This is a genomic window from Nocardioides sp. (assembly GCF_964228225.1).
Taxonomy (GTDB): Bacteria; Actinomycetota; Actinomycetes; order Propionibacteriales; family Nocardioidaceae; genus Nocardioides.
On sequence record NZ_CAXQZB010000051.1, the window covers coordinates 1 to 19,406 of the forward strand.

Annotated in this window: 18 protein-coding genes; 7 read left to right on the plus strand and 11 right to left on the minus strand. The window is 75.6% G+C overall.

Annotated features, from left to right (window positions below; translation table 11 throughout):
• Positions 1-178: 178 nt before the first annotated feature.
• Positions 179-4,030 (minus strand): putative inorganic carbon transporter subunit DabA, encoded by a 3,852-nt coding sequence (locus tag ACERUJ_RS12695; protein ID WP_370248938.1) that lies wholly within the window; start codon positions 4,028-4,030, stop codon positions 179-181.
• A 102-nt stretch (positions 4,031-4,132) separates the two neighbouring features.
• On the opposite strand from ACERUJ_RS12695, the gene ACERUJ_RS12700 reads away from it, so the two are divergent.
• From ACERUJ_RS12700 to ACERUJ_RS12715, 4 genes are read left to right on the plus strand one after another with little or no spacing between them, the layout of a single operon-like run.
• Complete coding sequence (locus ACERUJ_RS12700) at positions 4,133-4,423, plus strand: helix-turn-helix transcriptional regulator (protein WP_370248939.1); 291 nt, start codon at positions 4,133-4,135, stop codon at positions 4,421-4,423.
• Positions 4,424-4,482: 59 nt separating this feature from the next.
• Positions 4,483-4,626 (plus strand): GPGG-motif small membrane protein, encoded by a 144-nt coding sequence (locus ACERUJ_RS12705; RefSeq protein ID WP_370248940.1) that lies wholly within the window; start codon positions 4,483-4,485, stop codon positions 4,624-4,626.
• Positions 4,627-4,667: 41 nt separating this feature from the next.
• Positions 4,668-5,615 carry an alpha/beta hydrolase fold domain-containing protein gene (locus ACERUJ_RS12710; RefSeq protein ID WP_370248941.1) on the plus strand — a complete coding sequence of 316 codons (948 nt, stop codon included), beginning with the start codon at positions 4,668-4,670 and terminating at the stop codon, positions 5,613-5,615.
• A 24-nt stretch (positions 5,616-5,639) separates the two neighbouring features.
• On the plus strand, positions 5,640-6,308 hold the full coding sequence (locus ACERUJ_RS12715) for an SDR family NAD(P)-dependent oxidoreductase (RefSeq protein ID WP_370248943.1): 669 nt from the start codon (positions 5,640-5,642) through the stop codon (positions 6,306-6,308).
• A 142-nt stretch (positions 6,309-6,450) separates the two neighbouring features.
• Here ACERUJ_RS12715 and ACERUJ_RS12720 read toward each other — a convergent pair whose 3' ends face one another.
• The 6 genes from ACERUJ_RS12720 to ACERUJ_RS12745 all read right to left on the minus strand — a co-directional run bounded on the left by ACERUJ_RS12720 (position 6,451) and on the right by ACERUJ_RS12745 (position 11,596).
• On the minus strand, positions 6,451-7,191 hold the full coding sequence (locus ACERUJ_RS12720) for a septum formation family protein (protein WP_370248944.1): 741 nt from the start codon (positions 7,189-7,191) through the stop codon (positions 6,451-6,453).
• The gene (locus ACERUJ_RS12725) at positions 7,188-7,946 is read right to left on the minus strand and encodes a septum formation family protein (RefSeq protein ID WP_370248946.1); all 759 of its coding nucleotides are present in this window, start codon (positions 7,944-7,946) and stop codon (positions 7,188-7,190) included. The genes ACERUJ_RS12720 and ACERUJ_RS12725 overlap by 4 nt, the downstream gene beginning before the upstream one ends.
• 123 nt (positions 7,947-8,069) lie before the next feature.
• Positions 8,070-8,828, minus strand: a complete 759-nt coding sequence (locus tag ACERUJ_RS12730; protein WP_370248947.1) for a hypothetical protein — start codon at positions 8,826-8,828, stop codon at positions 8,070-8,072.
• A gap of 203 nt (positions 8,829-9,031) precedes the next feature.
• Positions 9,032-9,589 carry a TetR/AcrR family transcriptional regulator gene (locus tag ACERUJ_RS12735; RefSeq protein WP_370248950.1) on the minus strand — a complete coding sequence of 186 codons (558 nt, stop codon included), beginning with the start codon at positions 9,587-9,589 and terminating at the stop codon, positions 9,032-9,034.
• Positions 9,590-9,618: 29 nt separating this feature from the next.
• Positions 9,619-10,380, minus strand: coding sequence for an SDR family NAD(P)-dependent oxidoreductase (locus ACERUJ_RS12740; RefSeq protein WP_370248951.1), 762 nt, complete (start codon positions 10,378-10,380; stop codon positions 9,619-9,621).
• Positions 10,381-10,426: 46 nt separating this feature from the next.
• Positions 10,427-11,596 carry an acyl-CoA dehydrogenase family protein gene (locus tag ACERUJ_RS12745; RefSeq protein ID WP_370248954.1) on the minus strand — a complete coding sequence of 390 codons (1,170 nt, stop codon included), beginning with the start codon at positions 11,594-11,596 and terminating at the stop codon, positions 10,427-10,429.
• Positions 11,597-11,721: 125 nt separating this feature from the next.
• Between ACERUJ_RS12745 and ACERUJ_RS12750 the strand changes: the two genes are divergently transcribed.
• Positions 11,722-12,210 carry a hypothetical protein gene (locus ACERUJ_RS12750; RefSeq protein WP_370248955.1) on the plus strand — a complete coding sequence of 163 codons (489 nt, stop codon included), beginning with the start codon at positions 11,722-11,724 and terminating at the stop codon, positions 12,208-12,210.
• A 167-nt stretch (positions 12,211-12,377) separates the two neighbouring features.
• Here the strand turns inward: ACERUJ_RS12750 and ACERUJ_RS12755 are convergent, their stop codons facing one another.
• Positions 12,378-12,800: a hypothetical protein gene (locus tag ACERUJ_RS12755; RefSeq protein ID WP_370248956.1), complete on the minus strand. Its 423-nt coding sequence runs from the start codon at positions 12,798-12,800 to the stop codon at positions 12,378-12,380.
• A 296-nt stretch (positions 12,801-13,096) separates the two neighbouring features.
• Between ACERUJ_RS12755 and ACERUJ_RS12760 the strand changes: the two genes are divergently transcribed.
• Positions 13,097-14,353: a PucR family transcriptional regulator gene (locus ACERUJ_RS12760; RefSeq protein WP_370248957.1), complete on the plus strand. Its 1,257-nt coding sequence runs from the start codon at positions 13,097-13,099 to the stop codon at positions 14,351-14,353.
• 81 nt (positions 14,354-14,434) lie between these two features.
• Here the strand turns inward: ACERUJ_RS12760 and ACERUJ_RS12765 are convergent, their stop codons facing one another.
• Entirely contained in the window at positions 14,435-15,856 is a 1,422-nt protein-coding gene (locus ACERUJ_RS12765; protein WP_370248958.1) for a fatty acid desaturase, read from the minus strand.
• A 145-nt stretch (positions 15,857-16,001) separates the two neighbouring features.
• Positions 16,002-17,009, minus strand: a complete 1,008-nt coding sequence (locus tag ACERUJ_RS12770; RefSeq protein WP_370248959.1) for a glycoside hydrolase family 26 protein — start codon at positions 17,007-17,009, stop codon at positions 16,002-16,004.
• A 365-nt stretch (positions 17,010-17,374) separates the two neighbouring features.
• Here ACERUJ_RS12770 and ACERUJ_RS12775 point away from each other — a divergent pair, with 365 nt between their 5' ends.
• Positions 17,375-18,109 (plus strand): carboxypeptidase-like regulatory domain-containing protein, encoded by a 735-nt coding sequence (locus ACERUJ_RS12775; protein WP_370248960.1) that lies wholly within the window; start codon positions 17,375-17,377, stop codon positions 18,107-18,109.
• 98 nt (positions 18,110-18,207) lie between these two features.
• Here the strand turns inward: ACERUJ_RS12775 and ACERUJ_RS12780 are convergent, their stop codons facing one another.
• Positions 18,208-19,395 (minus strand): acyl-CoA dehydrogenase family protein, encoded by a 1,188-nt coding sequence (locus ACERUJ_RS12780; protein ID WP_370248961.1) that lies wholly within the window; start codon positions 19,393-19,395, stop codon positions 18,208-18,210.
• Between the last annotated feature and the right edge of the window lie 11 nt (positions 19,396-19,406).

Consider the following 19,406-nt stretch of genomic DNA (forward strand, 5'->3'; position numbering starts at 1 on the left):
GCCCGTGGTGGCGGGGCGGGCCTGACGGCCCGGCGTCCACGCCGGTGCGGCCCCGGGTGCCGGTCGCTGCGCCCGGCACCCGGGGCCTCACTCGTCGGCCGTTTCCTGCACTTGGCGGACGTTGCAACGCGTGCCATGTGCGGGAATCGCCGGGCGACCGGCGATTCCTGCAGCTCCCTCAGGCCACCGAGTCGGCCGAGTCCGAGGCCAGTAGCCGGCCGGTGACGACGTCCACCCAGCCGCGGGCGGGCGCGTACTCGGCCACCGCGGGGCGCAGGACGCCCGGCAGGGGCTCGACCGCCCAGAGCGTCACCCACCGGTTGGCCACGAGCGCGTGGAGCGCCGGCACCTTCGCCACCGCCTCGAGCACCCGGTCGCGCGGTGCCTCGATCGCGAGCACGGGCCGGGCCGGCAGGTGGCGCAGGCTCCCGGCCGCCGCGGCGGCGGCCACGGGGTCGGCGCCGGTGACGGCTGCCGGGTCGAGCAGGCTGTGCGCCTGCCAGGGCAGACCGATCGCCAGGTCGCCGGCGCGACCGCGCATCACGCCGACATCGCCGACCACGTTGTGCGTGGTCTTGTCGCCGGCACCGAAGAGGTCGGGATCGCTGACCGAGGCGGCGTAGCAGCCCATGATGCCGGCGGCCACGAGGCCCGGACCGGCCAGCGCACCCGCGAGGCCCGAGAGGTCGAGGTCCTCGTCGTGTCGGTAGTCCAGCTGGAACCAGCGCACGCCCGGCTCGGGGATCCGGCCGCGGCCGACGAGCAGTCCCTGCGCACCGGCCAGGCCCCACTCGGGCATCGGCTCGGCCACGTCGGCGCCGCGCAGCAGCGCCGGCGTCGCCCCGGCGAGGTCGACCTCGCGCTCGGCCCGCGCGCGGCGGGCGGCCCGGTCGAGATCGGCCTGCAGGGCGCGGACGTCGGGGTGGTCGGAGGCGGCCATGACGACGTCGGCGGTGGTGTCGTGCCACGCGGCGATCGCGGTGGAGCGGGCCGGCACCTGGATGCCGTGGTGGAACAGCTCCGCGCGCACGGCGGGGTCGTTGAACCATTCGGCGAGCACCGAGGCGTTGAGCACGCCGGGGTTGGCGCCGCACGCACCGCAGTCGTAGGCGGCGGCGTAGGCGTTGTTCGCCGTGGTCGCACCGTGACCCACCACGAGCAGCACCGCGCCGAGGTCGTCGGCCACACCGGCGGCCTTCAGCAGACCCGCCACCCGAGCGGCCTTCGCGGAGGCGTCGATCTCCGTGCCGCTGCCATCGGTCATCACACCCACCTCGACCGCGAGGCGCCGACGGCGCGCGCGCTCGGCCAGCGGACGACGCAGCGCCCGCCGCACCAGACCGGTCGCGATCTCACCCACCGCGAGCACACCGCCGAGCTCGGCGTAGCCCAGGGCCGTGAGCGGGTCGCGGCCGGCAGCGGTCGTCGTCCACAGGGGGGCGGGCGTGGGGGCGGAGGCGATGCGGTGCAGGTCGGGCTGCAGCAGGCCGGGAGCCCGCGCGGTGCGCGTGCCGTCGGTGTCGATCACGTCGAGGGCGATGCCGAAGAAGCCGGCCACGCCGTGGGTGCGGTGGCGTCGCGGGCCGGGCAGGGCCTCGAGGTGGCGGCGCAGCGGCGCCGAGCGGGCGTCGAGGCACCACAGGCTCTGGACGGTGAGCCGCCGGCCCGTCGGGGGCGCGGCGACCTCCGGGCGCACCGCCGCCCGGAAGAGCCGCTCCTGCACGACCAGGTCCAGCGCCCGCTGTCCGAGGACCCGCCAGTGCCGGGCCAGGGTGACCTCCGCAGAGGTCTCGCGCGGCACGCTCACGGGCGGCAGCTCGACGCGCCAGTCCCGGGCCACGGCGAGCAGGTCGTGCACGGCGCGCAGGGCCACCAGGCCGGCGACCGCGCCGGCGCGCCCCTCCACCCGCGCGCGCCACAGGGCGTGGGCCGCCCAGCCGGGCGCGGTGACGAGCAGGCCGGCGACGTAGCCGGGCAGGTCGATCCGCTCCCGGCCCCGCAGCTCGCGGTGCTCCCCCACCAGCTCGTGCAGCAGGCCCAGCGCCCGCAGCGGGTCCTCGGGCAGGGCGGTCGCCAGGGCCCGCAGCCCGCGCACCCCCAGGACCAGGTCCGCGCCCGGGGTGCGGGCGGCCTGCAGCCAGGAGCGCCACGGGTCGGCGTCGGTGTGCATGCGGCCCCAGGCCCGGGCGCACCACACGGCGGCCTGGGCGCGCGCCCACGCGTCGTCGCCCGCCAGGGTGCTGCGGGCCGCACCCCCCGCCGCACCCCGGGTGGGGCCGTCGGCAGCCGGCACCAGCGACCGGGCGAGCCGCACGAGCTCGCGGGCCTCCAGGTCGCGCCAGGCGGCCGGCAGCGCCTCCTCGGCGGCGAGCTGCGCCGCCGCGCGCGTCAGGGCGTCGTCGTCGATCGCGCCCTGGTCGTACCAGGCCAGGAGCATCTCCACCTCGGCCCGCGGATCGCGGCCGAGCACCCGGTCGAGGAGGTCGGTGCCCGCCTCCTGGGGGAGGTGCGCGACGCCGTCCACGGGGGAGGTCGCCACCGCGGCGCGCAGCGGCCAGGCCGGCGCGAGCACGGAGGAGGCGACCAGGACGGCGTCGCGCACCCGATCGGGATCGCCCGCGGGCCGGGACGCCCCGGCGCGGCGGGCGGAGGCGAGCTGGGCGCCCAGGCCGGTGCGCACGCCGCCGCGCTGGGCGGCGGGCACGGCGAGCCGCGCCTCGAGCAGGGCGAGCAGGCCCGCGACCCCGGCCACGCGACCGCGCAGCAGCGGGGAGAGCAGCAGCCAGGCGAGAGCCAGGGCGACCAGCAGCGGGAGGGCGACGAGCAACGGCCCGGCGGGGGCGGTCGCCTCGTGCTCGAGCGGCAGCCGGAGGTGCTCGACCCCGACCACGAGCGCCCCGAGCGCCAGGCCGGGCGCCACCGCGACGAGTCGGCCCACCGGACCTGCGCCGGTGCCGGCGGCGCGGCGCAGGCCCGCGCCGACGAGCCCGGCCACGAGCAGGGCAGGCACGGCGGCCACGACGGCGGGACCGGCGAGCAGGACCAGCACCGCCGCTCCGGCGGCGACCGCGGCGGCGACGGCGAGCAGACCCGTCCCGAGGCCGACGGGGGTCACGGCCGGCGCGGCGCGGCGGCGGTCCACCTCGCCACCGGCGTTGAGGAAGGACCAGGCCTTCCACCAGGCGTGGGCGACCACGTGGAGCAGGGCGGCGGCCGGCAGGCCGAGCAGGACGAGTCCGGTGGCGAGCGCCATCTGGGCGCTCGTCGAGCCGGCCAGCCGGCCCTTGATGTCGGGGCGCGAGGCCGCGGCGATCGAGCCGATCACGATCGTGCCGGCGGCGATCAGCGCGGCCGCGAGGGCGACCGCGGGCACCGCCTGCAGCCGGGCGGCCACGTCGGGGTGCAGCACCAGCAGCAGCACACCGCCGTTCACCACGCCCGCGTGCAGCAGCGCGGTGACCGGTGAGGGCGCCTCGGCGGTGTCGGCGAGCCAGTCGGCCCGCGGCAGCAGCGCGCCCCGGCACACGACCGCCACCAGCGCCGCCACGGCGACCACGGCGTCCTCCGCCCCCGAGCCCCGGGCGATGCCCGGCAGCACGAGACCGGCGTCGATCGCCACGACGCCCCACAGCGCGAGGTCGCCGGGCAGCTGCGCCACCAGGACCCGCCGCGCCGCGGCCGCGGAGGCCGGCGTCCCGGCGTGGTGCACCAGCCCCGCGACGGCGAGTCCGCTGAGGGTCCAGCCGGCCGCGAGGACCGGGAGACCGGGCGCGACCACCAGGGCCACCAGCGCCCCGGCGGCCAGGAGGAGCAGCGCCCCGAACCGGGCGAGCCGTTCCTGGCCGCGCAGGTTGGTCGCGCAGAAGCGCGCGATCACCGCGACCAGGGCCAGCACGTGGACCGCGAGGAGGAGGGAGAGCAGGGTGCGGGCGTCCGGGAGGACGCCGGCCAGAGCGGCGCAGCCGAGGCCGGCCACCACCATCAGAGGAGCCGCGCGCAGCGACCCGGAGACGAGGCGGAGGACTGTCATGCGTGCGAAATTACTGGAATTTTGTTTCCGGTATCAACATGCGTGAATGTGATCTCGGGCGCATGCCCCCGCGGGCCCTGCCGTACCCGTAGGATCACGGTCGTGTCCGACGCTCCCGCCCCCGAACGCTCCTGGACCTTCCTGAGCAACCACGGACACGTCCTGGTCGCACTCAGCCGCGACCCCAGCGCGCGGCTGCGCGACATCGCCGCCGCCGTCGGCATCACCGAGCGCGCCACCCAGGCGATCGTGCGCGACCTCGAGTCCGCCGGCTACGTCACCAAGGTCAAGGTCGGGCGCCGCAACGAGTACCAGCTGCACCCCGACCGGCGGCTGCGTCACCCGGGCGAGTCCGGCACCCCGATCCGCGACCTGCTCGGCATCTTCGACTGATCCACACCCCGCCCGCCGCGGCGGGGTGTACGACGGGCCGCACGTGGACACCGGGGCGGATGCACACCCTCCTGTGGATCATCGCCGTCCTGCTCGTCGTGGCGGGGGTGGTCTCGCTGATCCGTGGCGAGATCGTCGCCGGCGTCGCCCTCATCGTCGTCGGGCTGCTCGTCGGGCCCGGAGGCGTCTCGCTGTTCACGTGACGCCCTTCCGGCGCCCCCGCCCGTCGTGACAGGGTGCGGACGTGTCGCAGCCGGTCTCCGTCCCCGCCCCGTCCGCCCTCCAGGTCGTCCCCGCCCTGGCCGCCGCGCGCGGGCTCGGCGCCCTGGCCCTGCGCGCCCGCGGCGGGTGGGGCACCCGACGCCGGCTCGTGGGGATCGGCACCCGCGCGATGCCGCCCGTGCGCGGCCTGCGCGTCGCGCGCGGCGACCTGGGCGGGGTCCCCGCCGAGCGCTACACACCGAAGGACGGCGCCCCGGCCCGCCCCGAGATCGGCCTGTGGCTGCACGGCGGCGGCTTCGCCGTCGGCGATCCCGGCGGGCACCGCGGGTTCGTGGGCCGTCTGGCCCTCGCCAGCGGGCTGGAGTGGCACTCCGCGGACTACCGGCTCGCGCCCGAGCACCCCTTCCCCGCTCCTCCGCAGGACGCCCTCGCCGCCTACCGCGCGCTGGTCGAGCGGGGGGCGCCCGTGGTCGTGGGCGGCGACTCCGCCGGTGCCTCGCTGGCCCTCGGCGTCGCCCTGGACGCCGCCGCGGCGGGCCTGCCCGCCCCGGCCGCCCTCGTGCTGGTGTGCCCCTACCTCGACCTCACCGACGACGGCGCCGCCGCCCGCGGTCGCGCCCCGAGGGAGCCGCTGCTGACGCCGCGACTGATGGAGGAGTTCCGCGCGGCCTACGCCCCCGACCCCGCCTCGTGGGCCACCCCCGAGGTCTCGCTGCTGCTCACCGACGACGACGCGCTCGCCGGACTCCCGCCGATCCTGCTCGACGACGCCGCCGACGACCTGCTGCTCACCGACTCCCGGCGCCTCGCCGCGCGACTGGCGGCCCTCGGCGACCGGACGCCGCAGGTGGACCACGTGCACTACGAGGGCCTGTGGCACGACTTCCACCTCTTCGCCGGCAGCGCGCCCTTCGCCACCCGCGCCGTCACCCGCCTCGCCGATCGCCTCGTCCGCAGGCTCGACGGCTGACGGCACGCCCCCTAGGTTCGGGGGATGACCTCCTCCAGCAGCGCGCCCACCACCGTCGTCGTCGGGGCCGGCCCCGGGATCAGTCGCTCGCTCGCCCTGCTGCGGGTCGCCCAGGGTCACCGCATCGGCCTGCTCGGCAACGCCGACGACGTCGTCGAGTCTCTCGCCGCCGAGCTGCGCGAGGCGGGGGCGGAGGTGGAGTCCGCGGTGGCCGACCTGGCCGACACCGAGGCCACCACCGCGGCGCTGAGCCGCCTGGGCGACTGGGCGGGCGAGGTGGCGCACCTGCACTTCAACCCCAGCGCGTTCCGCGAGGTCGACCCGCTCGAGCTCGCCCTGAGCGACCTGCTGGCCGACGTCGCGGTCGGTGTCGGCGGGCTGCTGGTGAGCGTGCAGGCGCTGCAGGACCGGCTCGTGCCCGGCTCGGTGGTCACCGCCACCGGCAGCATGGCGGCCGACAAGCCGTGGCACCGCGCCGCCACCCTCGGCGTCCAGAAGGCCGGCATGCGCACGCTCGTGCTGTGCCTGGACACTGCGCTCGCCGAGCGCGGGGTGCGCGCCTGCTCGGTCACCGTGCGCGGCGCCCTCGCCCGCGAGGGCGACTTCACCCCCGACAAGGTCGCCGCCGCGATCCTCGCCGCCGCCACCCGCGACCGCGACGACTGGCGGACCGAGGTCCCCTACCCCGGCTGAGCGCAGATCCACCGGTCGTCGAGGAGCGAGCGCGGACGCGCAGTCCCACCCCATCTCGCGACGGCGACCAGCACGGTCGTCGAGGAGCGAGCGCAGCGAGCGTCACGAGACGCCCGTGGGGATCAGGACGTCTGCGGCCGGGTCAGCCGCGGGTGGAGCGGAAGCAGATCAGCACGTTGCGGGCGGCCGCGACGCGGCGCATGAGGAAGACCCCGTTGTAGCCGGCGGTGATCTTCGGGCACTGCGTCACCGCGAGGGTGTCGGCCCGGCCTGCGGTCATCCGGCCCTCGTAGATCGTCTCCCCGGCGACGCCGCGCGCCCGGTGGGGCTTGGAGCAGGGCACGATCTGCACCCGCGCGTTCTGGCACGAGGTGATCGACTGCGGCAGCGGCAGCGCGTCGGTGGGCTCGGGGGTCTCGGCCCGGGTGGTGACGAACCCGTTGCCCGCCACGACGGCGACCAGGCAGGTGACCCAGCGGGACCCGGCGCTGCGCTGCGCGCGCGTGGGCAGGAAGTAGAAGGTGCGGTAGGCGCTCAACGCCCAGGCGCGGTCGTCGGTGCCGACGAGCTCGCGTCGACCGCGGTCGCACACCGTGATCGAGAAGGAGTCGAGCTTGGGACCGGCCTTGAGCTCCAGGCCGTCCGGGGCCGCCAGGCTGCGGCCCACCCAGTGGGTGTGGGGTTCGGTGCAGGGCACCGGGGCCGGCAGCGTGGTGGCCGCCGCCTGCTCGGGGGTCAGGTTGTAGCAGGTCCCCTGCGCCGGGGCGCCGTCGAGCGGGTCGGCGGCGCCGGCGCGGGCACCGGGCACGACGACGAGCGCGAGCGCCATCGCCAGGGCCGCGACGACCGGCAGGAGACGGGACGGGACAGCGGGGAGGGTCATCGATCACGCACCATGCAGTTGAGGAGTCCGCGGCCCGGGTCGGTGCCGCGCAGGTACCAGCCGGCGTAGGCGCGCCCCACCTTGCGGGGGCACTTCCGCTCGGCGATCTTCGGGGCCCGGTCGAGGTCGACGTCGGCGCCCTTGAGCGGGATCCCGACCTTCGACCTCGCGATGTGGCGCTGCGCGCAGGGCGTGGCGCGGAACCGCTTGTCGACACACAGCGCGAGCGCGGCGGGCACCCGGTCGGAGGAGAGCCGCGCCGGCGTCGCCCGGGTCGTGGTGACCAGCCCACCCGCCTGCAGGAGCACCAGGCCACAGGAGGCCCACCGGGCGCCGGCGTCGCGTTGCGCCTGGGTGGGGGTGAAGAACACCATCTGGTAGACGCTGCGGCCGTAGCGGGTGAGGTCGGCACCGATCGCGGCGTCACGCGCGTCGTAGCAGGCCGCGGTCAATCGGGCCTGCAGCGCGGGCGAGTCGGGATCGATCGGGTCGCTGCCCTCGAGCACGACGACGTCGGTGACCCACACGGTGTGCCGCTGCGTGCAGGGCACAGGGTCCTCGTCGAGCGAGCTGCCGCCCGCCTGGGCGTAGGTGACGTCGTAGCACTCGCCCTGCGCGGGGGCGCCGACCAGGGGGTCGACGACGCCCGCCGAGGACGGGGCCGCCGGCGCGAGCAGCGCGGTGAGCACGCCGAGGGCCACCGCCAGGGCGAGGCCGAGCCGGGTGCCCGGCGGGCGGGGTGAGGACGACGACATGGTGGGTTCCCCCGAGACGGGTAGGGAGCAACGGGAGCGCGCGGAGCGTGCTGACCCGGAGCCTAGATCACCCCTCCCCCGCCGGGAAGGGAGGCACGGCGTGCCCGGTCCGCGCGGAGCGCGCTACTTGCGGGTGCGGCGCCAGCAGATCAGGACGTGGATGTTGTCCTCGACGTTGCGGGTGGAGGCGAGGTAGCCGCGTCCGGCCTTCCGCGGGCAGTAGCGGCGCGCCAGCGTCGCCGCGCGCTCGGGCGTCATCCGTCCCACCACGGTGGTGCCGGCGATGCCGCGGTAGCGGTGCGCGAACTCGCAGGCCAGCACGCGCCGCTTGGCGTCCAGGCAGGCGGCCACCGGCTCGGGGTTGAGCCCCTTCACGCGCAGCGGGGAGATGCGGGTGGTGCGCTGCAGCTGCCCCGACTTCTGCGCGGCGACGACGCAGGACACCCAGCGCGCTCCCTGTGCCTGCAGCTCCTCGCTGGGCAGGAACACGTAGCGCAGGTAGGTCGAGGTGGCGTAGGCCTTGCCGCTGCCGATGTAGCGCCCGGCGAGGTCGCCGCAGGCACGGGAGGCGAACTTCTGCAGCGCCGTCGACTGCGCCGAGAGCGGGATCGACTCGGGCACCTCGGTGGCGCCCGCGGCCCACGCGGTGTGCACCTGCTGGCAGTCGCGCGCCGCGACCGGGTTGGCGACCTCGGTGTCGGCCTGCTGGCGGGTGAGCAGGTAGCACTCCCCGCGCTGCGGCGCACCGACCATCGGGTCGACCACCGCGCCCCGGGCGGCGGCGGGACCGGCTGGGAGGAGCAGCGTCGCCACCAGGGAGACCAGCAGCAGGAGGGGCAGGAGGAGCGCCGGGGTGGGCGCGGCGGAGGAGCGCATGGTCACGAGGGACTCCCGAGGACGGTGGGTGGATGGGGAGAGGTCCGAGCAACCTAGGGCATCCCGGGGCCGGACGGGAGGACGCCGGGCCGGACGCCGGGCCGGACGGGGAGGGCGACGGCGCCCACGACGGCCACCTCCCACCGGTACAGGCAGCCCTCCCACCACAGGCCCTCGCGGCCCGGGTGGCGCCCCTTCCGCCGGGGGCGTCAGCGGGCGCGGACGCCGTCGAGGACCAGGTCGGCGAGGGAGGCGTAGGCCTGGGCGTCGGTGAGGCCGGTGGCGGCGCGCAGGGCACCGGACTGGATGCCGTGCATGACGTGGGCGACGGCGGCACCGACGAACCGGGCGTCGACGGGGCGCAGCGCGCCGGCCTCGACCCCGGCGTCGACGAGCTGGTGCACGCGGCGGGCGGCCCGGGCGGTGTTGGCCTCGTAGATCTCGCGGGCGGGGGCGAAGGCGGCGAGGTCGCGGTAGAAGTCCTCGGAGGCGGGGCTGAGCGCCTCGGCGACCGCGCGCAGGTAGGTGACGAGCCGGCGGCCGAGGTCGGGGTCGGCGGCCACCTGCTCCTCGACCCGCGCGGTGGCGGCGCGGAAGTAGGCGCGCACCACCGCGCCGATGATCTGCTCCTTGCTGTCGGCCACCTGGTAGAGCGTGGTGCGCGAGCAGCGCAGACGGGCGGCGAGGTCGCCGACACCGAGGTGCAAGAACCCCTCGGCGAGGAAGAGCGTGGTCAGCTCCTCCAGCAGCTCGTCGCGTCGGGACACGTGCGGACCCTAGCGGGGACGACGGCGCGTCAGCGCGGAGCCATCCGCAGCGCGCCGTCCATGCGGAAGGTCTCGCCGTTGAGGTAGTCGTGCTCGGCGATGAAGACCGCGAGGTCGGCGTACTCGGCCGGCCGGCCGAGCCGCTGCGGGAACGGCACCCCCGCCGCCAGCCCGGCGCGGAACTCCTCCGAGACGGTGGCGAGCATCGGGGTCTCGATGATGCCGGGGGCGATCGTGCACACCCGGATGCCGTACTGCGCCAGGTCGCGGGCCGCGGGCAGGGTGAGGCCGATGACGCCGCCCTTGGAGGAGGCGTACGCCGCCTGACCGATCTGGCCCTCGAAGCCGGCGATGCTGGCGGTGTTGACGACGACGCCGCGCTGACCGGTGGCGTCGGTCGGCTCGTTCGCCGCCATCCGCTCGGCGGCGAGCGCGAGCACGGTGAAGGTGCCGACCAGGTTGATCCGCACGACGGTGGCGTACAGGCCGAGGTCGTGCACGCCCTTCTTCGACAGGATCCGGGCCGAGGGGCCGATGCCCGCGCAGTTCACGACGGTGCGCAGCGGGCGCGGACCCTCGGTGGCGAGATCGAGGCCGGCGGCCACCTGCGCCTCGTCGGTGACGTCGACGGGCACGTACTTCACGCCGGGCAGCCGGTCGGCGGCGTCGATGCTGGCGGGGAGGTCGAAGGCGACCACGCGGGCGCCGCGCTCGAGGAACGCGGCGGCCGTGGCGGCGCCGAGGCCGGAGGCGCCGCCGGTGACGACGGCGGTGGTGTCGGTGAGGATCACGGGGTGCTTCTCTCTGCGGGGCTCGGGGAGGGGCGGGCGGGCAGTCTCAGTCGGCCAGCTGCAGCGGGCCGCTGTTGTCGCGGTCGAGGTGGCGCCCGATGACCAGGCGCTGGATCTGGTTGGTGCCCTCGAAGATCTGGGTCACCTTGGCCTCGCGCATGTACCGCTCCACCGGGAAGTCGCGGGTGTACCCGACGCCGCCGAGCACCTGGACCGCGTCGGTGGTGACCTTCATGGCGTTGTCGGTGGCCACGAGCTTGGCGATCGAGGCCTCCTTGCCGAAGGGCAGGCCGGCGTCCTTCAGGCGCGCGGCGTGCAGGGTGACGGCGCGCGCCGCGTGGATGGCGGCCTCCATGTCGGCGAGGATGAAGGAGAGCCCCTGGTGGTCGATGATCCGGCGGCCGAACGCCTCGCGCTGCTGGGCGTAGGCCAGGGCGGAGTCGAGCGCCCCCTGCGCGAGTCCGACGGCGACGGCGGCGATGCCCAGGCGTCCGGCGTCGAGGCCGGCCAGGGCGATCTTGAGGCCGTCGCCCTCCGCGCCGAGGCGCCGCTCGACCGGCACGCGCACGTCCTCGAGCAGGATCGCGGCGGTGGTGGAGCCGGTCAGGCCCATCTTGCGCTCGGGGTGGTCGGCGCGCAGCCCGGGGGTGTCGGCCGGGACGAGGAAGCAGGAGATGCCGCTGGCGCCCTCACCGGTGCGGGCCATGATCTTGTAGAAGTCGGCCTGCCCGCCGTGGGTCACCCACGCCTTCGCGCCGTTGAGGACGTACTCCTCACCCTCGCGGCGGGCGGTGGTGCGCATCGCCGCGGGGTCGGAACCGGCGTGGGCCTCGGAGAGGCAGTACCCGCCGAGCAGCCCGCCGCCGAGCATCTCGGGCAGCCAGCGCTGCTGCTGCTCGGGGGTGCCGCGGGTGATGAGGCCGAAGCACGAGAGCGCGTGCACCGAGACCCCGACGCCGACCGAGGCCCAGACGGCGCCGATCTCCTCCAGCACCTGCAGGTAGACCTCGTAGGGCACCCCGCCCCCGCCGAACTCCTCGGCGTAGGGCAGCCCGAGGACACCGGTCTTGCCGAGCAGGTGGAAGACGTCGCGCGGGAACTCCTCGGCGGCCTCGGCCTCGGCGGCCCGCGGGGCGAGCTCCTCGCGGGCGATCTGGCGCACGAGCTCGACCAGGTCGCGGTGCTCGGACGAGGTGAAGGTACGGGCGGCGGGCATGACGATTCTCCTCAGCTCAGGACGTCGATGAGTACCAGAGTACCATTTTGAGTACTCTGCGCCAGGCCCGACGCCGCGGCGGACTCGAGGCCGCGCCGACCGGGGCGGCCGCCTACGCTCGGCGCATGCGCCGCCGCCACTCCCCAGTACCCCTGCTCGCCGCTGTGGCCCCGGTCTTGGCCCTGGTCCTCGGCGCGTGCAGCGCCGGGGAGCCCGCCGAGCCGGGGCCCACGACGAGCGGGACGCCCGCCGACACCGACGCCGCCGGCACCGACCCCGCGGCGTCGCCCAGCACCCTGACACCGGGTGAGCTCACCCCGCCCGAGATCCTGGGCCGGCTGCTGGAGTCCGATCCCGAGATCGCGGCCCGGGTGGACTACAACACCGGCGCCGGCACGATCTCGGTGTCCTACGGCGGCACCCAGACCGTCCTGCTCTCCACCGTCGGGCGGTGGGGAGGCCTCGCCCTGGCCGCCTGCACCGCGACCGCACGGTACGCCACCGCGGTCGACCCGGACGCCGCCGTGGAGGTGCGCGACGGCATGCCCGGCGATCGCCGTACCCCCGTGCGGGCCAGGTGGGACCGCACGGCCGGGGAGTGCACGACGCCCTGACGTGCGAACGCCCCCGTCCCGACGGATCGGGACGGGGGCGGAAGCGGGGCATCCGGACACCGAAGCGGCCGGCTCCCCCATGCTAGGGCACGGGCGCCCCCGGCGGGGTCGGGACGAGCCCCCCGGCGACGTCCCGACCCGCGCGCGGGCGGCTCACCCGAGCCGGATCAGGCAGCCGGCTGCTCGGGGGCGGGCTGCTGGGCCTGGCACTGCGCGAGCCGGTCCTGGGCCTTGGCGAGGCGCTGCTGCTGAGCGCGCTTGTTGTCCTTGGCGCGCGCGGCGTCGGCCTTCGCCCGGGCCAGCGCCCGCTGGGCCTGGGCGCGCTCGCTGCCGTTGTCGGCGTTCTGGACGTCCTCGCGGGCCTGCTCGACCTCGGCCTTCTGCGCGGCGAACACCGCGGTGAGGCGGGCCAGGGCGTCCTCGGCCTTGGCGACCTGCTTCTCCTGCTGGGCGCAGGCGCCGCGGTCGCCGCCGTGCGATGCAGGGGCGGCCTGGGCGGACGGCAGGCCACCGAGGGCGAGACCGGAGAGCGCGAGGACGGCGGCGGTGGACACGCCGGCGGCGGTGCGGGCGAGGCGGGACGTGGTCATGAGGAAACCTCTCGTAGGCCGCGAGGGATCGCGGGGGGTCGTGGCGGGATCGGTCGGCGCGGGCGAGCCGCGTCATCCCCCACCTGTCGCGGGACGGGCCCGGCGTTACATCGCGCGACCGACGACCCCGGTCGGTCGGTCGGGTCGATCGGTGCACGGGAGCCGTCACAAGGCCGGCACACCGGCGATCCCACCGCCACCCCGGGCCGACCCCGGGCGCTACGGTGGAGCCGACGTCGCGTCCGTCGCCCGTCGCCCCCACGCTCCAGACCGCCTGTTCGACCCTCGGGGGACCCGTGACCGATCTCGACGCCACGACCGACGCCATGACCGACGCCATGACCGATGCCGCAGACTCCAGTCCGGCCGACATCGTCGCCGCGCTCATGCCGGAGCGGGACCGTCTGGCCACCGAGGTGCTGGACGAGGTGGCCCGGGCCCTGCCCGAGCTGACCCGCGACCGGCGCGCCCGCGAGGCGCTGCGCGCCGCCGCGATCGACAACGTGCTGGCGGCGATGGAGGCGATCGCCACCGAGGCCCGGCTGGAGGAGGTCGCCGCCCCCGACGCCGCGCTCGACCACGCCCGGCTGATGGCGCAGCGCGAGCAGCCGCTCACGACCCTGCTGCGCGCCTACCGACTGGGGCAGACGACCTTCCTGGAGGGGGTGGTCGACGCCGCCCGCGCGCGGGGCCTGGACCCGGGCGACTCCGCCCTGGACCTGATCCGCTCGGTGTCGACCTACATCGACCGGATCTCCGACCTCGTCGCGATCACCTACGAGCAGGAGCGGGAGCTGTGGCTGGGCAACCGTGCCGCGCTGCGCCAGCTCTGGGTCGGACGGCTGCTCAGTGGCGAGCCGCTCGACGCCCAGGAGGCCCAGGCGGCCCTCGGCTACCGCCTCGACGGCTGGCACCGGGTGGCCGACCTGTGGGTCGAGGACCCCACGGGACGGCTCGGGGCGCTCGACCGCGCGGCGGCGCTGATCGCCCGCGCGACCCGCTGCCGGGGCGAGGCGCTCAGCGTGCCCCAGGGCGCCGGACGACGACGGCTGTGGCTGCACGTCGAGCCCGGCTCCACCATCGACACCTCCGACCTCGCGCCCGCACTGCGCGACCTCGGCGCCCACGCCGCGCTCGGCCCGGCCCGGGAGGGCCTGCCCGGCTTCCGCGCCGCGGCCGAGGGGGCCCAGCGCGTCCGCGACCTCATGCTCAGCGCCGACGCCGGCGCACCGCCGGTGCTCGACCACGCGCGGGTCGCGCCGCTGACCCTCATCACCCGCGACGACGCCGAGGGCGCCGCGTTCGTGGCCGCCACGCTCGGCGACCTCGCCGTGCCCGACCCCCGGCACGCCGCCCTGCGCGAGACGCTGCTGGCCTACCTCGAGGCCCAGCGCAGCTACCACGCGGCCGCGGGGGCGCTGCACGTGCACCGCAACACCGTGCACTACCGCGTGCAGCAGGCGATCGCCCTGCTCGGACGCGACCTGGAGGCCGACACCTTCGCGATCCACCTCGCCCTGCTGCTCACCCGCTGGCGCCGGCCCCGCGGCTGAGCGGACACCGCGCGCAGCATCGCCCCGGCCGGCAGTGCTCCCGGGAGGGAGTCGGGAGCGGTGCCGGCCGGAGGACGGTCCTCAGGGCGCCAGGGCGGGGTCGACGGCGACGAAGTCGACCTTCTCCCGCACCCCGCAGTCGGGGCAGCACCAGTCGTCGGGGATGTCGGACCAGGCGGTGCCGGCCGCGAAGCCCTCCAGCTCGTTGCCGGCCGCCACCTCGTAGGTGTAGCCGCAGCCGGGGCAGCGGGCCGCGAGGACGTCGTCGCCCGCCCGCGCCGGCGCGGCCGCCTCGGGAGTCCCGGCGACGTCGTCGGGACCCGGCGCCTCCGGGAGCGGGTAGCGCTCCAGCAACGCGTCCCGCTTGCCGGGCTGGACGTTGGCCAGGCGCAGGTCGCCGCCGTAGTGGGCCACGACGCGGGGGTCCATGATCCGCCGGAACAGCGGCGGCACGAGCGCGAGGGAGATCATCCCGGTGTAGCCGGTGGGCAGCACGGGCGCCTCGGCGAAGTCGCGCAGCGCCTGGTAGCGACGGGTGGGGTTGGCATGGTGGTCGCTGTGGCGCTGGAGGTGGTACAGCAGCACGTTGGTGGCCACGTTGTTGGAGTTCCACGAGTGCGCCGGGGTGACCCGCTCGTAGCGCTGCCGCTCACCGGTGCCCACGCGCTGGCGCAGGAGGCCGTAGTGCTCCATGTAGTTCACGATCTCCAGCAGGGTGAAGCCCATGACGGCCTGGAGGAGGAGGTAGGGCAGGACGCCGATCCCGAGCCAGGCCACGAGCGCGCCCCACAGCACGACCGACATCAGCCAGGCGTTGAGCACGTCGTTGCCGAGCCGCACCGGGTGCTGACCGCGGCGGGCGTACCGCTTGGCCTCGGCGTTCCAGGCGCTCACGAGCGAGCCGCGCACCGTGCGCGGCCAGAATCGGTAGAAGCTCTCTCCGATCCGCGCCGAGGCGGGGTCCTCCGGGGTGGCGACCCGCACGTGGTGGCCGCGGTTGTGCTCGATGTAGAAGTGGCCGTAGAAGGTCTGGGCGAGGGCGACCTTGGAGGCCCAGCGCTCGACGTCGTCGCGCTTGTGACCGAGCTCGTGGGCGGTGTTGATGGCCACCCCGCCGACGATGCCGATCGAGAGCGCCAGCCCGACCTTGCCGCCGCCGGAGAGATCGGAGTCGGTGAGGTACCACAGCGCCGCCACGAACCCGACGTACTGCACCGGCAGGTAGAGGTAGGTGATCCAGCGGTAGTAGCGGTCGTTCTCGAGGTACTCGACCAGCTCCTCGGGCGGGTTGGAGTGGTCGAAACCGGCCACGAGGTCGATGAGCGGGATCAGGCCGAGGAACACCACCGGCGTCATCCACAGCCAGAACTCCTGGCCGGTCGCGTGGTGGAGTGCGGTGCACGACAACGGCAGCACCGGGACGATGAGACCGAGCAGCCAGAGGTAGCGCTTACGGTCGCGCCAGGCGGGCGGCGCGGCGGTCGGGAGCGGGGATGCGGACACGGGAGCCTCCTGAGGGGCGAGGGTGACCCAGTTCACACCCGACGCGTGCACAGGCCCTAGCGCCCCGACGCTGAAATGTCGCGGACACGTTGTGCTGGGCGCCCAAAGGCCCGGGCGCCCCGACCCCGTACGGCCGGCGGCGGGCTCAGAACGATCCGACGCCGGCGGCGAAGGCGCGCCAGGCGCGGTCGCTGGAGTTGACCCGCCAGTCGGTCTCCTTGTCCAGCGAGAACCAGGTGACGCCGCGCACCTCGCGGTGGGCAGCGAGCCACGCCCAGGCGTCGCTGATCCAGGCACCCTTGTCGCCGCCCCACTCGGTGGACCCGGTCTCGTCGACGTGCACGGGACGGCTGCTGATCCGATCGAGCTCGGCGACCCCGGGCCCGAACAGGTCAGCGAAGGAGGTCCAGGTCGACCACGACTGCGTGGTGCCGAAGTTGTAGCCGTCCAGACCGACCCGGCCGACCACGGCGTCGCCGGGGTAGATCCGGGCCAGCGGCGTGGCGCCCGGGTAGGGGATGTTCTGGGTCCACGACCAGGTCACGTTGGTGACGCGCTCGGCCGCGAAGAGGCCGACGACGCGCTTCCAGGCCGCGATGTACTGGGCGGCGGTGTTGCCGTTGACGCCGACGGCCCACGGGTACCAGGTGCCGTTGGCCTCGTGGGCGAGGCGCAGCACCACGGGCCTGCCGTAGGCGCGGACCTGCCGGGCCCAGCGGCGCACGTAGGCGTCGAAGGAGCCGCCGGCGATGCGGGCCAGGCTGTAGGCGGGCTGCACGACTCCGGCGCCGGGCTTCCAGGGCTCCCACACGATCTCGGGCACCGCGCCCCGCGAGGCCACCCGGGCCGCACCGGCGGCCGGGAAGTCCGGGGTCCCCGCCCAGGAGGTGTAGAAGGTGACCTGGTCGGGGGTCACGCCGGTGGCCGCGATCATCGCGTCGACCTCGCCGAGGTCGCTGGGCGCCCCGGCGGTGGCCACCCCCAGGGTGCGACCGGTGGCGGTGCTCGCCGCGGGGCCGGTGGTGGCGCGGACCGGCACGACCCGGGGCTCCCGGGCCGAGGCGGCACCGGCGCCGGCCGTGCCGATCGCGGTGAGGACCAGCGCGCCGAGGAGACCGAGCAGGCACACCAGCGCCGAGACCGGGAGGACCATCGGGGCGATCGTGCCGGATCCGGTCGCCGCCGGGGCGCGACCGGCGCGGAGCACGGACACCTGACCTCGGTGCGTCATCTCCACCTCCACGGGCCGCGAACCGCGGCTCCTCCGCCGGCCCGTCCTTGCGGGAACCATCGGCATCATGGTGCTTCCTTGAGGATTCCGGCGAATTGACTTGAGGAGAACTTGAGCGAGGAACCCCTCAGGTGGGCGCCGAGGAGCGCGCTGACGGCACGCGCCGAGGGCCCCACCGGTCTGGACCGGTGGGGGCCCGGAAGTAAAGAACGGCGCCGAGTCCTCCAGATTCCCGCAAGGCCGCCGAACGGATCAGGGTCCGACTTCTCCGCCCGCCAGGAGCCACCATGTCCCGTTTGCGCACCGCCCTCGTGCCCGCCGCCGTCCTGCCCGTCGCCCTGATCGCGGCGACCCTGGGCGTCCTCACGGGGGGCGGGCCGTCGTCGGCGGAGGTCGCCGCCCCGCCCGCCGTGGCGCGGCCGCTGCCGGGTGCCCGCATCCAGGGCGTCATCGCCAACGACCGCGGTCGTCCCATGGACGACGTCGACGTCGTGGCGATCAACGAGGCCGGCGTCGTCGTGGCCGCCGCCTACACCTACTCCTCCAGCTCGCTCTCGGGCCCGCAGCACGGGTACTACAACCTGGTGGTGAAGCGCGGCGTCTACACCGTCGTGGCCGAGGCCGACGGGTACCAGCGCGCGACCGTGCGCGAGGTGATGGTGCCCCGCCGCACGGTGATCACCCTGCCGACGATCAGGCTCGAGAAGCTGCAGGCGCCCTCGCGGCTGCGCGCCGAGGCCGACGACTCCTCGATCACCACCCGGGAGCGGGCCCAGATCGAGGTGCGGGTGACCACGCCGTTCACCCGCCGGCCGCTGGGCACCCTGCTGGTCAAGGAGGGCCGCGAGACCGTGGCCGTCGTGCGGCTGCGCACGAGCAACCGCGGCGAGGTGGAGATCGACCTCGGCACCCTCGACCGCGGCGTGCACCAGTTCCGGGTGACCTACTCCGGCACGCCCGACATCAAGCCCGCCAGCGCGCCGAGCGTGGAGTTCACCGTCCGCAAGGCCCGCCGCCGCTGATCCCGCGGCGCGCAGCGCCCCCCGACCGCACGGCCCCCGGCCCGGCCCGCCCCTCCCGGCGGTGCCGGGCCGGGGTGCGTGCGGGCGGTCACGGGGCCTCAGTAGCTGCGCGGCAGGCCGAGCATCTGGGTGCCGATGTGGGCCAGGATCAGCTCCTCCGCGACCGGGATGTTCTTGCCGATCCGGGCGTCGCGGAAGAGCCGCTCGACGGGCCACTCCTTGGAGTAGGCCATCCCGCCCAGGGTCTGGAACGCCTGGTTGGCCGACTCCCACGCGACCTGGGCGGCGGTGAGCTTGGCGATGTTGGTCTCGTTGCCGCAGGGCCGGCCGTGGTCGAAGAGCCAGGCGGCCTTGTAGGTCATCAGCCGGGCGAGCTCGGTGGTGGCCTTCAGCTGGGCCAACGGGAACTGCAGGCCCTGGTTGGCCCCGATCGGCCGGCCGAACACCTCCCGCTCCCGGGCGTAGGACGACGCCACGGCCAGGGCCGCCTCGGCGCCTCCCACTCCACCGGCGGCGGCCAGGATGCGCTCGGGGTTGAGCACGTCCCACAGGACCCCGAAGCCGTGGTCGACCTCGCCGATCACGTGGGTGAGCGGCACCCGCACGTCGTCGAGGAAGACCTGGCTGGAGGTCACCGTGTTGGCCCCCATCTTGGGGATCGGGGTGAAGGAGAGGGTGCCGGCTGCCCGCGCGGCGGCGACGTCGACCAGGGCGAGGGTGAAGCCGAAGGTGCGGCTGCCCGCGGCCACGGCGTCGGCGGCCGAGGTGGTGCGGGCCACGACGATCATCCAGGTGGCGTTCTCGATGCCGGAGATCCAGATCTTCTGGCCGCGGATCACCAGCTCCTCGCCGTCCACACGGGCGGCGGTGGTGATGGCCAGGGCGTTGGAGCCGGCGTCGGGCTCGGTGAGGGCCAGGCAGAACTGCACGTCCCCGGTGACGACCCCGGGCAGGATCGCCTCCTGCTGGGCGCGGGTGCCGTGCCGGGCCAGGGTCATCGCCCCGAACCCCGGGGTGAGGATGTAGAGGAAGGTGCCGGCGGTGCCGCCGGAGGCGGCGAGGGTCTCGCAGGCCACGGCCAGCTCCAGCATGCCGGCGCCGCCGCCCCCGAACTCCTCGGGCACCGTGAGACCGATCCAGCCGCCGTCGGCGAGGTCGCGCCACGCCTCGGCCGGGAAGCGGTGCTCCTCCTCGCAGCGCGACCAGTAGGCGTGGTCGTACTTCGCGGCGACGGCCGCCACGCCCTCGCGCACGGCGAGGGCGGTCTCGGGCAGGTCGAAGTCCATCGGGTCGGGGT